At 35.8% G+C, this 14,361-nt stretch carries 12 protein-coding genes; 5 read left to right on the top strand and 7 right to left on the bottom strand.

The genetic code is table 11. The features are described 5' to 3' along the window. Positions 1-113: 113 nt before the first annotated feature. A complete protein-coding gene (locus L2586_RS07940) occupies positions 114-1,391 on the bottom strand; it encodes a replication-associated recombination protein A (RefSeq protein WP_348535531.1) in 1,278 nt (425 codons plus the stop codon). A gap of 3 nt (positions 1,392-1,394) precedes the next feature. Continuing rightward, positions 1,395-1,832: a DUF2214 family protein gene (locus L2586_RS07935; RefSeq protein ID WP_235292333.1), complete on the bottom strand. Its 438-nt coding sequence runs from the start codon at positions 1,830-1,832 to the stop codon at positions 1,395-1,397. A gap of 175 nt (positions 1,833-2,007) precedes the next feature. Between L2586_RS07935 and L2586_RS07930 the strand changes: the two genes are divergently transcribed. Continuing rightward, positions 2,008-2,676 (top strand): DNA alkylation repair protein, encoded by a 669-nt coding sequence (locus tag L2586_RS07930; protein ID WP_235292332.1) that lies wholly within the window; start codon positions 2,008-2,010, stop codon positions 2,674-2,676. 104 nt (positions 2,677-2,780) lie between these two features. Here L2586_RS07930 and L2586_RS07925 read toward each other — a convergent pair whose 3' ends face one another. The 3 genes from L2586_RS07925 to L2586_RS07915 form a co-directional block, all read right to left on the bottom strand. Continuing rightward, positions 2,781-3,056 (bottom strand): hypothetical protein, encoded by a 276-nt coding sequence (locus L2586_RS07925; RefSeq protein WP_235292331.1) that lies wholly within the window; start codon positions 3,054-3,056, stop codon positions 2,781-2,783. 84 nt (positions 3,057-3,140) lie between these two features. Next, positions 3,141-3,881 carry a LytR/AlgR family response regulator transcription factor gene (locus L2586_RS07920; RefSeq protein ID WP_235292330.1) on the bottom strand — a complete coding sequence of 247 codons (741 nt, stop codon included), beginning with the start codon at positions 3,879-3,881 and terminating at the stop codon, positions 3,141-3,143. Further along, positions 3,874-6,894: a sensor histidine kinase gene (locus tag L2586_RS07915; RefSeq protein ID WP_235292329.1), complete on the bottom strand. Its 3,021-nt coding sequence runs from the start codon at positions 6,892-6,894 to the stop codon at positions 3,874-3,876. Before L2586_RS07915 ends, L2586_RS07920 begins: the two co-directional genes overlap by 8 nt. A gap of 333 nt (positions 6,895-7,227) precedes the next feature. On the opposite strand from L2586_RS07915, the gene L2586_RS07910 reads away from it, so the two are divergent. The 4 genes from L2586_RS07910 (at position 7,228) to L2586_RS07895 (ending at position 12,081) form a co-directional block, all read left to right on the top strand. Then, entirely contained in the window at positions 7,228-8,574 is a 1,347-nt protein-coding gene (locus L2586_RS07910; protein WP_394804400.1) for a M24 family metallopeptidase, read from the top strand. 197 nt (positions 8,575-8,771) lie between these two features. Further along, positions 8,772-9,335 (top strand): type 1 periplasmic binding fold superfamily protein, encoded by a 564-nt coding sequence (locus L2586_RS07905; RefSeq protein WP_235292327.1) that lies wholly within the window; start codon positions 8,772-8,774, stop codon positions 9,333-9,335. Positions 9,336-9,363: 28 nt separating this feature from the next. Then, entirely contained in the window at positions 9,364-11,649 is a 2,286-nt protein-coding gene (locus L2586_RS07900) for a TonB-dependent receptor (protein ID WP_235292326.1), read from the top strand. Positions 11,650-11,652: 3 nt separating this feature from the next. Continuing rightward, on the top strand, positions 11,653-12,081 hold the full coding sequence (locus tag L2586_RS07895) for a Fur family transcriptional regulator (RefSeq protein ID WP_235292325.1): 429 nt from the start codon (positions 11,653-11,655) through the stop codon (positions 12,079-12,081). 166 nt (positions 12,082-12,247) lie between these two features. On the opposite strand, the gene L2586_RS07890 is transcribed toward L2586_RS07895, so the two are convergent. Both L2586_RS07890 and L2586_RS07885 read right to left on the bottom strand, forming a co-directional pair. Beyond that, positions 12,248-13,288 carry an MBL fold metallo-hydrolase gene (locus tag L2586_RS07890; RefSeq protein ID WP_235292324.1) on the bottom strand — a complete coding sequence of 347 codons (1,041 nt, stop codon included), beginning with the start codon at positions 13,286-13,288 and terminating at the stop codon, positions 12,248-12,250. Beyond that, entirely contained in the window at positions 13,289-14,155 is an 867-nt protein-coding gene (locus L2586_RS07885; protein ID WP_235292323.1) for a helix-turn-helix domain-containing protein, read from the bottom strand. Between the last annotated feature and the right edge of the window lie 206 nt (positions 14,156-14,361).

Below are 14,361 nucleotides of genomic sequence, written 5' to 3'. Positions count from 1 at the left end.
TTCCCTTTAAAAACAAGCAATTGAAAACCAGTTTATCATGAGTTTTTAAATCATTTCACCGTTATAGACTGCTAATTTAATAAGATAAACGAGAAATTTGCTCGGTTGTTGAACTAGAAGTCATATTTATCTTTCCATAAACTCTTCAGACGCTCTGCAATCCTATTTTCTTGTGGGTTATTACCCGGTTTATAAAAATTTTGTTCTGTTAATCCCTCAGGAAGAAAATTCATGATGGTGAAATTGTTTTCATAACCATGTGCATACTTATAATCAGCTCCATAACCTATAGATTTCATAAGTTTTGTCGGTGCATTTCTTATTCCCAACGGAACAGGTAAATCACCAGTTTCTCTAACTTCAGCTTGTGCTTTAGCAATAGCCTCATAAGTAGAATTACTTTTTGGGGAAGTAGCTAAATATACTGCGGTCTGGCTCATTAGTATTCTCGATTCAGGCAACCCAATAGCCTGAACGGCTTGAAAGCAAGAAGTAGCAAGGAGTAATGCATTCGGATTCGCTAGCCCTATATCCTCACTTGCGGCAATCATCATTCTTCGGCAGATAAATTTGATGTCTTCACCACCTTCGAGCATCCTCGCGAGATAATATGTTGTTGCATTGGGATCACTTCCTCTAATCGATTTTATAAAAGCAGATATAATGTCGTAATGTTGCTCACCACTTTTATCGTATCTACTTAAATTGTTCTGGATTGCTCCATTTACTATCTCATCTGTAATAACAACCTCTTCGTCTTTCGAAAATTGATCAATACTAATTTCTAATGCATTTAATAATTTCCGAGCATCTCCACCTGAAATTCTAATTAATGCTTTATAGGAACTGATTGTAATGTTTCTAGTCTTAAGGTACTCATCTTTCTCGATCGCTTGGTCAGCAATAGCCATTAGGTTTTCCTTAGTCAATTGCTCCAGAATATAGACTTGACCTCGACTAAGTAATGCTGGAATGACTTCAAAAGATGGATTTTCTGTTGTCGCTCCGATCAATGTGACAATTCCCTTTTCCACAGCATTCAGTAAAGAATCTTGTTGGGATTTAGAAAATCGATGGATCTCATCAATAAACAAAATGGGGTTAGGACTTCCGAAGAAATTCTGCTTCCGAGCTTTATCGATGGTTTCGCGAATATCTTTTACTCCTGAATTGATGGCACTCAAAACATGGAATGGGCGATTAAGAGAAGTCGCAATGATCTGAGCCAAAGTCGTCTTTCCTGTTCCAGGAGGTCCCCATAAAATGAGGGATGGCATTCGACCAGAATCAACTGATTTTTTCAATACACCGTCAGGCCCAACTAAGTGTTCTTGGCCAATGTAATCTTCTAATTTTTTCGGACGCATACGTTCCGCTAGTGGGATGTTCATCATTTAAAAGGAAATTCCTCTTGCCATTAAAACAGCAAGTAGTGGAATAATAAAAAGTAACGCTATTTCGATTCGTAAATACATAAATATTTTCTTAGGAATCTCGACCAACTCATCTTGATCTCCTTTTCTATTTTTCATGAAAAATACGGTCGGAAAAATAGAAAGGATACCTATAACTATGAATAATGTAAACTTGGTATGCATCACCGGATTCGTATTGTAAAAGTCAGCGCCTTTACCTACACCGAACCACATGGTTAATCCTGTAATGACAATGAGTATAGCTGCAATTCCATAAATCGCATCTATCATTGCCAATTTCTTAATGGTCTTTCTTGGGAGTGATTTCTCAAGCAACATGTGCTCAGAGACCAATGCACCAGCCACCGTAATTATAGAGATAAAATGAAAATATCTTATAAATAATTCTAAAGTCATTTTGTTTTTTTTACAGATCACTTAACGTTGCAATAACCTAAATGCAACTTACCTTTATAATTCTTATTTCGTTGAAATGTTCAATTTAGAAATCAATCAGAATACTCAAGTATCAATAGTTTGATTTTATTTTAAACTACCTTTAGGCATTGACCAGTAAAAATATCATTTCCTAATGAAAGAAGATGCGTTTAAAGCGATAGAAAATCTTTTTATTGAAGAGTCTAATCCAGCGAAAATCCAAAAAATGACGGATTACATGAAAGGGCGATTCGTTTACCTTGGCATCACATCTCCAGAGCGCAAAGTGATTCTTGCCAAAATTTTTCAGGGTTATAAGTGGTCAAGAGAAGAACTTCTTTCTTTTACAAGGCACTGCTGGAATTCTAAATTTCGAGAACTACATTATGCTGCGCTAGATATGATGAATAAGCATTCTAAGAAATTTGAATTGGAAGACATTCCCTTTTTTGAATCTTTAGTAACGACTCATTCTTGGTGGGATACAGTGGATAGCTTGGCAGTGCATCCGATTGGGAAGACACTATATAAGGATGTGGATGATCGGAGGAAGTGGGTTACAAAATGGGCTGAGTCCGAAGACCTTTGGTTAAGAAGAACAGCTATTCTACATCAACTGAAATATAAGTCTGATCTCGATGAAGACCTCATGGAGTTTACGATTCTTAAAGCAAATGGAACAAAGGAGTTTTTTCTCAATAAAGCCATCGGATGGATATTAAGAGAATATTCTAGAACTAATCCAGCATATGTCCTTCAGTTTTGTGAAAGACATGATCTAAGTAACTTGAGTCGAAGAGAAGCACTAAGATTAATAACGTAATACGTCATGCAATGTGAAAATCATTGCTTATACGAAGTTACTAAAATCAGAACTTTGGAATTATCAATTAAAATGAAAAGCTAGTTTGGATACCCTTCAAGAATTTATATTCTTTTGAAAACATTAAAAAAGTCGCCTTCATCAAGGAGGTTATTCACCATCTCGAACATGTTCTCTTCATTAATTTCATCCACTACAAGAGAACTAGGTAAATAGAGGTAGTTAGCACTACTATTGATCTGCTTACCATTTTCTAATTGTTTTAACAAGACGTCGATGTGGTGAATTCGAGCCATGTAACCTTCTTGCTTTTCATTAAATATAATAATATCAGCCGAAGTCAAGTCTTCTTCAAAATTTATTATTTTTATTGAATTCACAGTCATCTTCTAAAGATAACAAAGACTTATCTAGCAATTGCACGACATTTGACGATCGGTGAAAAAATAGGAATGAACGGAATGTTATACTTTTGCAAGCTGATCTAAGAAAAGCTGTTTTCTCCTCCTCGCGATAGGGACTACTGAATTGTCATCCATGTGAATAGTACCTTCCTTCAGATACTTTTGAATTTTAGCCATATTTATCAAGTGGGATTTATGAACGGCGAAAAAACCATAAGGTTCTAATAATTTATGAAACTCACCGATGTTATAAGAGCTAATAATATTCTTACCATCACCATTCACGACCTTTGTGCATTTCTGCAGCCCTTCACATCTGATAATATCCTGAAGTCGAATGAATTCAATACCGTACATGGTCGGTATCCCTATTTTCTTATTGTTATTAGTGGCCATTAGATTATTCAGCAAATGAACATTTCGTTCCTTTGATTTCTTTTCTGATATCTTCAATTTCGCCTGTTGGATAGCAAAACTTAAGTCATCATCATCTACTGGTTTCATCACATAACCGATAGCACTAAATTGAATCGCCTGAATCGCATAATTCTGATATCCAGTTACAAAAATGATTTCAAAATCAAGATTCTTAGATGCTTTCAAAACGTCAAATCCAGATTTTACAGGCATTTCAATATCTAGAAAAACCAAGTCAACTTGATTCGAATTTAAAAATTTAATCGCTTCATCCGGATCTTGGATTTTAGTAAGGACATGAATGCCTTGATTTAATTCTCTAACTTTTATGTCAAGTACTTCAGCTGCTTTCCGTTCATCATCGATAATTACTGCATTAATCATAAGTCTTTAGAATTTTTGGTAAAGTGATAATGACTTTAGTTCCTAATGAATTGCCATCATCATCCATTAAGTCAATATATTCAATATCAATATCGATGTTTTTTTCCTTTTTTAAAACTTGAATTCGTTCTTGGATAATTTCTGTTGCTCTTGATCGATGTTTTTTTAAGGAATTAGCTCTTATTTCCTTCGCTTTCTCTCGCCCTACACCATTGTCAAAAATAATAACCTTAATGGTATCACCGTCAGGAATTGCTTGAATAATTAATTTACCATCGGTTCCTTTCTTATGATACAATCCATGATTTATGGAATTCTCCACAAATGGCTGAAGAAGCATGGAAGGCAATGTCAGATTCGTTTTATCGACTCTAGGATCGATGTCGAATTCGTACTTGAATTTATCTTCGAACCTTAATTCTTCTAACTCAAGATACAATGCAAGCAATTGTTGTTCCTCATCGAAAGAGATAAACTTTGACTTAGACGACTCTAAAAACATCCTCATTAATTTCGCAAACTTTGTGAGATATTTTTCAGCCTTCTTTTTTTCATTCGTTTGGAGATACAACAAAATAGCTCCTAGTGAATTAAAAATGAAATGTGGATTCATTTGGGAACGCAAAGCCTGTAGTTCAAGTTCAGCCATTCTGACTTCATTTTTTCTACGAGTATTGTCTCTTTTCTTATTTATACTTATGATTTTTCTGGTAATAAAATAGCTAAGTAATCCGATCAGTGCCACAATGAGAAGAAACATGATTAAAGACTGATATTCTCGTTTCTTGATCATGGAGATTTCTATCTTATCTCTCGATTTTAAAGGGTTTGCTGGATAGATATTTAGCTTGACATTGCTATATTCTAGTGAAGGAATAATGATCTTGTTATCAACTAAATCGTACTTGAGATTCTCAGGAAAACTTTGAATTCTAGGTGAAATTGGATTATCAATATTACTTGATTTATAGAAATTATTCTGGTGTATGTCAAAAGTGATATGATTAACACCTGATGATAAATTGATCTCCCCGCCCGTTAAATTTTGGCTAATGCGTTCTCCGTCTTTTTCATATACCACAGAAGGAATGGAAAGTACTGCACTTTCTGAAGCGGTCATCGCGAGATCTGGATTAATTTCGGTAACACCATTAATCGTCCCAAATAGTAAATGATCATTTTTTAAGTTAATAACCGCATTAGTGTTTAACTCGTAAGAAGAAAGACCGTCAGTTTCTCTGAAACTCCTCATATACTTATAATCCTTATCCAAGATATTTAATCCATTTCCAGTTCCAGCCCATATTCTACCGAGTTTGTCCTCTATCACGGAATATATCTGATTATTCGTTAATCCGTTATTCTCATCAACTATTTTTACTATTTCTAGGTCGTTATTTAAGAAAATGATTCCTTTTCCTAACGTACATGCAGCATAACCTTGAGAGATTTTCACGATAGATTGGATGATCGTCTCTGGAATAATAGTCTGAATGGTTCTGTCTTGAAGATGGTAAAGGATTAGTCGCTTACTTGTAGCAATCAGAAGTCCTGACTCATTGTGAAATTCAAACCTTCTAGATCTTTCATCTTCTAATAGAAGTAAGGTGTCTGTAATTTCATGTTCAGTGGGGTTATATCGAAGAAGAGTTGATTTAGAATTTACACTTGAGCTAAGTATTAACTCCTCCTTATTGAGACGTTTGAAATACATGACTGGTAGGTCAAAATCATGGCGATCTACTTCCTTTGTTTGAGGATTATAAGAAGTTAATATTCCAGTTCTTGAATCCGTGTAGCCACTTACCCATATATTACTATCTACTGCATCATAATAGCAATTCAGATTATTCTCTAAGTTATCACTTAATGGCAACCAATCAGGTGGCTCTGGAGCATTGTATTTGAAAATTCCTTTGTTTTCTTTTACATACCATGCATCGCCATTCGGCAATTCAGCAAATGAAAGAATCACATTTCCAAAACCATTATTAAGAGAACCAGACTGGTGATAAGGAGTAATTCCTTGAGTTTGCATTTTAACATAAAACAAACCAGTGTGGGATCCGAGTAGAATTTTATCATGGATATCTTCTACATATCCGTCTATAAAAGTTTCATTTATATCCGCTAACGCCTGCCATCGAGTTAGACTATCTTCATCTTTAATATAGATATCTTCGCTATGCAGGTAGGATCTTGAAAGTGCAAGTAAAACCCTTCCTTTTTTATCTTTTTTTGCAAAGACTAGTTTAGCATTTTCTTTGATGGTTTCTAGGTTCTTATTATGGAATCTGTAAGTCCCATTTCTTCGAGGCATTGAAAAATAAAAGTCGTCTGGATTGATATATTCTGAACTAACATGGGCATTATGCTCTCTGAAATTAGATGGAAGCGTTAATTCTAGTTCTGAAGAATCAGAATAGCGATATAGTTTTTCATCATTTGTGAAGATGAGATAATCACTTCCCACCTTGAAAATATTCTTAAAGAACTTAGGCCTTGATAATTCGATGGTATCCAGTAATTCATATGTAGCATATAAGTCTTCGGAACTAGATTTATATGCGGCTAGTAAGCCATCCTTTTCATAATAAAGAATCATCTCCTCATTGATCAGATTGATATCTTTTAATTTGCAATCCTCACAATCGGGATTATTAAGTGGAATCTGATCAATTGATTTCTTTTCTTTATCAAGAAAGAAAGCCTCCGATTCCTGAGAAATAATGAGGATTTTATTATTAGAAAGGCATGTGAAATACTTGGGATTGATAATAGAGTGAACAATATTCTCGGTTACATATCGGCCATCATATTTCTGAATAACCGAAGTCTCCATTAGCCAGAATATGCCTGATTCGTCGCGATCTATTTTTCGGACTTCTCTATCTTTTAAGTAATTGTCTACACTGAGTTGGGTATGAAAAGTGATTGGAGACTGCGTTGAAACAGTCTCCAATGCTACAAAATTAAAAATTGCTATTATAAATAATAAACTACTTGCTTTCATCACCAAAACTGTTCTCCATCTTAGGGGTTAGAAATTGATTTTTTGGGGTCAAGGTGATTATATCCTGACCTAAATATATTATTGTTAATGTGATATTTTTAGTGGTTTTATCCATCGGTATTATTCCAGTCTTTAAAGGTGCTTTTCAGGAATTAACGGTAGTTTTGAACATCCATTCCAAACGATAATCAAAACTAATATACACTTTGCTATTCATCTGAAGTCTAATATATTCTAATGGATTCGATAAATCAACTCCTTTCTAATTTGTTACCTGATTTAAATTGGAAAGTTATCAACAAGCACTTATTTTACAGCTTAGAAAATCTATCCATGCAGAAAGTTATCATTTTAATCCTCGTAAGTTTGTTCTACCAATTAAATCTAATTGCTCAGATGCCTGTCATCTTTGGTGAGAAAGAAAGAGCAGCCGTCGTGGATGAAATATTAGAGGAGCGTTTCGAAGTATTACTTCCTGAATTAATGAAGAAACATAGTATTCAGATGTGGGTGATCATATCACGTGAATATAATGAGGATCCATTACTAAAAACCATGCTACCTAGTACATGGCTTTCGGCAAGGAGAAGGACAATATTGGTATTCTATGCACCAGAAGGTGATTTACCGCTAGAAAAAATTGCTATCGCAAGATATGATGTTGGAAGTTTGCTGAAAGGCAGTTGGGATAAGAATGTGAACCCTGACCAGTGGGACGCGCTCGTACAGTTGATCCAAGAAAAAAATCCAAGGAATATAGGTCTTAACATATCAGGAGATTTTGGGTTGTCAGATGGCTTAGTATACACGGAATATCAACAATTCATGGAAGCGCTACCTCAGAATCTACACGAAAAAGTAGTCTCTGCCGAACCGCTAGCAGTGAGTTGGTTAGAAACAAGAAGTAGCAAAGAAATAGAGCTATATCCAACCATTTGTAGGATAGGGCATGAGATTATTGATGAAGGTCTTTCGGAGAAAGTAATTCATCCAGGGATTACCGCCACGGAGGATGTCGTCTGGTGGTTAAGAGATAAGGTGAGAGCGCTTGGTCTTGATGCCTGGTTTCATCCGACGGTCTCATTGCAGCGGGCGGATCCAGAGAACTTTGACCACTTAAGGACTTTTTCTAAGAGACCAGAACGTCAGATTATCCAAGCAGGTGATTTACTACATGTGGATTTTGGAATTACATACTTGAGGTTAAGTACGGATCAGCAGCAGCATTTTTATGTATTAAAAACAGGAGAAACGAAGGTTCCTGAATTTTTAACGAAGGCATTTGAACGAAGTAATAGACTACAAGATATTCTTACGTCTAATTTTAAAGAGGGTAGGACAGGGAATGAAATTTTGAGATTGAGCTTGGAACAAGCCAATGCAGAAGGCTTGAATCCAAGTATTTACACACATCCTATAGGATTACATGGTCACGCAGCAGGACCGACGATCGGAATGTGGGATCAGCAGCAAGGTGTACCAGGAAGAGGCGATTATCCACTCTTTTATAATACAGCTTATAGTATTGAACTGAATACTTCCACAGAAATTCCTGAATGGAACAAGATCATTCGAATTATGCTGGAAGAAGATGGATATTTCGATGAAAATGGTTTTCACTATATTGACGGAAGGCAGAAGGAAATTTTCACTATTCCACGGAAATCACCATCATATTAAATTTACTAATTCACTAAATTTTGATTTTTTTTTAATGGTCAATTTTAGAGTAAAACTTCGATAGCGTAAGGGTTTTAACGCTGGAAACATAACATTTTAGATCTACTTAACATATATTTAATTCTTCCAAGTGCAACAATGTTGCATTTAATTATTAGCTTTGTTTTATCATTAACCTAACACACAATATATAAAAGATGATAAATCGAACAAATTTTTTAGCAAGTCTATTATTTTTAGCTATTTTCACAATGATATCATGTGAAAAAGATGATCCTATTATTCCTAATGAAGAAGAAGTTATTACTACGCTTATATATACCCTTACACCGGAAAATGGAGGAGATCCAGTAGTCATGAGTTTCATCGATTTAGACGGAGATGGTGGTGATGCACCGACTATAACTGCGCAACCATTGGCTTCAAATACTACGTATAATGGCGTCTTAGAACTATTAAATGAACAAGAAACTCCAGCGGAAAGCATTACAGAAGAAATTTCAGAGGAAGCAAATGATCACCAGTTTTTCTTTGATACGGATGTAGAAGGTTTAACAGTTACCTATTCTGATGAAGATAGCGACGGGAATCCATTAGGTTTAGCGACAAAATTGACAACAAGTAGTGTTCAAAGCGGATCATTAACCATTACGCTTAGACACGAAGCGGATAAATCTGCATCAGGAGTGAAGGACGGAGAAATAGCTAACGCAGGAGGAGAGACTGATATAGAGGTAACATTTGATGTTGAAATTAACTAAGCTAATAATAAGCATATTATTTTTATTGATGAGCAAGCTTGCCTTTGCTCAAGATTGTTCCCTCACAATCAGGGGGCAAGTGACGGATAAAGAGACGCACGAGATACTTGAGTTTGTCAATGTTTACATTGTTGAATCAGGAAAAGGTGCAACTACAGATGAACATGGGAATTATGTGATTAATGAAGTCTGTCCTGGAGATTATCACCTTCGATTTAGTCATATTGGGTGTGAAACGAAAGAGCAATTTATTTCGGTCAATGTTTCTACGGAGTTTAATATGGAAATGGAACATGCCGCGAGTTTACTTGAGGGCATTACTGTAATTGGAAAGCAAAGTGAAACATCTACCCAGAATACGCAAATTCTCAGAGAGGACAAAATTAGCGATCAACTAGATCAAAATATTTCCAATATACTAGAATCTATTTCTGGTGTTCAGACCATCAAGAATGGAAATGGTATTTCGAAACCTGTTGTGCAAGGCCTGTATGGTAACAGATTGACGATTCTTAATAATGGAATTGCTCAGAGTGGACAACAGTGGGGAAACGACCATAGCCCAGAAATAGACGCAATGGTTGCGAATCGAATTTCAGTTGTAAAAGGAGCGAGTGCACTAGAATTTCCTGGGTCTAACCTAGGAGGTTTAGTGCTCGTCGAACCTTCCAAAATTGAAAATGAACCGCACCTACACGGCTCTACTTCTTTAGCGTATAATACGAATGGACGAGGTGCATCGTTGAATGTTCAGTTACATAAAGCGACTGATTTGATTAAGTGGAAGATCAATGGTAGTTTAAAGAAAAGTGGCGATCAGAATACTCCAGATTATTTTCTGAATAATACGGGAAAAGAAGAAGGAGATTTCGCTGTACAGTTGGAAAAAAACTTCGGCGAAAAGTGGTTTACCGATTTGTACTTCAGCACGTTTAATACTTCCTTAGGTGTCCTTAGAGGAAGTCATATTGGGAATTTGACGGATCTGGAAGCAGCTTTCACTAGTGATGTTCCATTTTTTACAGAAGAAACATTTAGTTATGCCATAGATGCACCTAAGCAAGTCGTTAATCATCATTTATTGAAACTACATTCCAAGTATTTTTTGACTGATGAGCATTGGTTGGATTTTACTTTTTCAGGTCAATTTAACAATCGAAAAGAATTTGATGTGCGTAGAAGTGGACGGTCATCAATACCTTCATTAAGTCTTCAGCAATTCACTTATTTTATTCAAGGGAAATATAATGCAGAATGGAAGAATGATTGGTATTTTAAGACAGGAGTACAAGTTAATTTTATCGATAATACCAATAATCCAGAGACAGGAATCATCCCATTAATACCTGATTATTTTTCTACAGAATCGGGTGTTTATAGTATTTTAACCAAGCATCATAAATCTTCTGTTTTTGAGTTCGGAGTGCGTTATGAATATATTTCACAGGATGTGCCGACAATCACTCAGACCATTCCAAGAGAAATCATTCGATATGAAAATGGATTTCATAATATTGCTACATCGCTTGGCTGGGCTATGGACCTTAGCAAGGACTATAATTTGTCGGCGAATGTAGGTTATGCGACGAGGAATCCAGCGGTGAATGAGTTGTATAGTGGAGGACTTCATCAAGGAATTAGTGGTATTGAGGAAGGTGATCCTAGTCTGGATGCTGAAAAGTCTCTGAAATCTACCTTGACTTTCAAAGGGAATAAACATGGTAGATTTGGATTTGAAACGCATTTCTATGCTCAGCGGATTCAAGATTATATTTATTTGACACCTACACAAGAAACTCGATTAACCATTCGAGGTGCTTTTCCAGTTTTTAATTATGCTCAGACGAATGCGATTATTGCAGGTTTCGATCTTTCGGGTCAATATAATTTCTTGACAAATTTTTACGGAAGACTAACTTATAGTTATATTAAAGGTAGTGATACAGAAAAGCAACAACCATTGGTTTTTATACCGTCTAATGTGCTGAAGGCCAATGTTAATTTTCAGTCTAATAAGCAATTCTTAATTTTTAAGAATGCTTTAGAAAACATTCAATTGAATCTAGGAAGCAAGTATGTTTTCAAGCAGGTCAATTATGTATTAGAACAGGATTTTGTAGCTCCGCCAGATGGTTATTTTTTATTGAACTTGGAAGGATCAGCGGAAATGAAAATTGGAAACTTAAATTGGCGATTCTTTGTAAATATGAGTAACTTATTGGATGTTTCCTATCGAGACTATCTTAATAGGCAGCGTTATTTTGCGGATGATATAGGAAGGAATATCACAATTGGAATTCGAACAAAATTTTAAATAATGGAAGAACTAAAAGATTTATTAAATCAAAGAAACCTGAAGGCAACGCCTGCAAGGTTGCAGATTTTGAGTTTGGTTCAGAATTATGATGGCGCAGTGCCTTTCGGTGAAATCCAAAGCCATCTAGGAGAGCTGGATCGAACGACCATTTTTCGAACGATTAATGCATTGCTACAAAATGGACTGATACATAAAACGCAGTTTGGGAATGCAGAAACTTATTTTGCTATGTGTCCGAAAACGTGTTCGGAGCAAGGACATCAGCACCAGCATGTTCATTTCAAGTGTACAAATTGTGAAGTGGTTTCATGTGAAGATTTATCTAGCAATCCGCGAATAGAAATTCCCAATTTTCAGATAGACAAAGTGGATATAATCTTGACGGGCGTTTGTAACCGCTGCTTAGTTGTCCAAGTCTCTGTAAATTAGCAAAGATGCAGCGCTTATTCTAATGCCTGCGCTCTTACCTTGATGACAGCGCTTTTTTCCGCAATGTTATCAATCTTCTGAAAGTAGATAGATGAAACTCTGCACCACATTGATAGGCTCAGCTGAAAGTGAGGCTATCAAGTGCTGCTTAATAACATCACTAACTTTATTCCTTAACTTCTCCAGTTATTCGGGCACCTCCAGCCAATCTATCAAAATAAAAATTATCAACACCAGCAGAATCACATGCAACCGTTAACTCATCCACTGGATCATACATACCTTCATGCGTCAACTGAAAAGTTCCCCAATGAATCGCATAACTTTCCTTCGCATCAACATCCATATGCGTCTGAAAAGCTTGCTGAGGATCCATATGCACTTGCAACATGAAAAACCTTGGCGTGTAAGCTCCGACAGGAATTAACGCTAGATCAAAAGGTCCATATTTTTCTTTGATGTCAGTGAAATGTGGTCCATATGCCGTATCACCTGCGAAAAATATCGAAGAACTTCCTTTGATAACATATCCACCCCAGAGCGTTTTCCTAGGACTAAAAGCTCTATTAGACCAATGTATAGCTTGCGTAAATGTGAATGTTAATCCATTGATCTCCGTTTCTTCATTCCAGTCCAATTCTACTACATTCTCCAATTTGAACTTTCGAAGAAAACCTTTCAAACCCAAGCCTGCAAGAATAGTTGGATTGTCGCGATCTCTCAATTTTTTCAAGGTACTAATATCTAGATGATCATAGTGATCATGACTAATAAGTACTGCATCAATTTTTGGAAGTTTATCAAATGGAATGCCTGGATCTCTGAACCTTTTCGGTCCTGCCCAAGATATCGGGCTTGCCCTCTTCGAATAAACAGGATCAGTCAGTATATTCATACCGTCCATTTGCATTAGAACTGTAGCATGGTTGATGTGGAAATAACGTACCTTTCCTTCTGTTGTGAAATTGTCAATTTGTTCCAAAGAGAAGTCCGATGTTTCTTGAAATTCCCACTTCGCTTTTTTATTCTGGCGATTGTATTTCATTAATTTTCCAAAATCTCCTAAGCCTCGCCCGTCCGGATCGTGGAATTTTTTTCCATCGAAGTGATCTGTTTTCTCACCTTGGTAGGTTGGAACATTGAGCGTAGCGCAAGAAACAGCTATAACAACAACAAGCACTAAGATGATAATAAGTAGGTTAGACATTTAACTTGAAATTAATTTGTATCCGATTCCGTGAATATTAATGATCTGAACACTTGAATCTGCTTTTAGTTTTTTACGTAATTTAGAGATGAACATATCGAGGCTTCTGCTTACCATAAGGCCTTCATCTTCCCACACTTCTTTTAGCAATGCTTCCCGCGTAACCACATCATTTATTTGCAAATTCAGGATGCTAAGAATTTTCGCTTCTTTATAAGTAAGTGGTTCTTTTTTACCATGAAATTGTAAGTATTGCTCGTCAAAATTAAAGCTAAATTGACCTATATTATTCACACTTTCATTCTTCGAAGTCGCTTCTACTTCGTATAATGATTCCTCCACTGGAGGCACATGTGTTTTGCGATTCCTCCATAAAAAATAGAATAGGAGCATTAATATTGGGATGCCAATGAAAGATGCCACAGCGTAATTCGAACGTCCTTCGTCATGGAGGAATTTCAATTGAATATTATAGCAATCCTCTTTTTGATTTCTACCGAGACAAGAAACCAAGTCGTCATTTTCTACTGGCGAGATAAAATAGGAGAATACCAGCTCATCTAAGGAGCAAGAATTCACTTTGACGATATATTCATCGCTGGAATATTTTTTCATTTCCCGATCGATGATATGGATAATGGTATCTGATACAAAGCTGAAAGGTAACTGGAAATCGAGTTGGTAATTGCTAGGACTTAGTTCTTTTATCGGGCTAATGCTAGATGTAGAATCTCCTGTATACTTTAAGATTTCATGTCCTATTTTGCGAACTAGAATGACTTCCTTATCCTTTATTAAAGTTGGATTTTCTGTAGCACAACTCCAACATAACATTCCGAACAAGAAGAATAGCAAAGTTCTTTTCATGATGGCAAAAATAAACTATTGAAAAGAATTACCCATTAAAGCAGATACGATTTACAACTATTTACAGTCATTTACACCTATTTTACTCTTTTCATTTCAGCATTTTAAGGTAATTTATCAATGTGCCAAAGTATTATTTTATATAGAAATTTGGCAACAGCAACACAAAATCTACTGCATACACGTTTATTGAGTATTGTTCATAA

Source organism: Portibacter lacus, from assembly GCF_021533215.1.
GTDB lineage: Bacteria > Bacteroidota > Bacteroidia > Chitinophagales > Saprospiraceae > Portibacter > Portibacter lacus.
The sequence above is the reverse complement of the archived record's forward strand: the minus strand, read 5'-3'. Positions and strand labels throughout refer to the sequence as shown.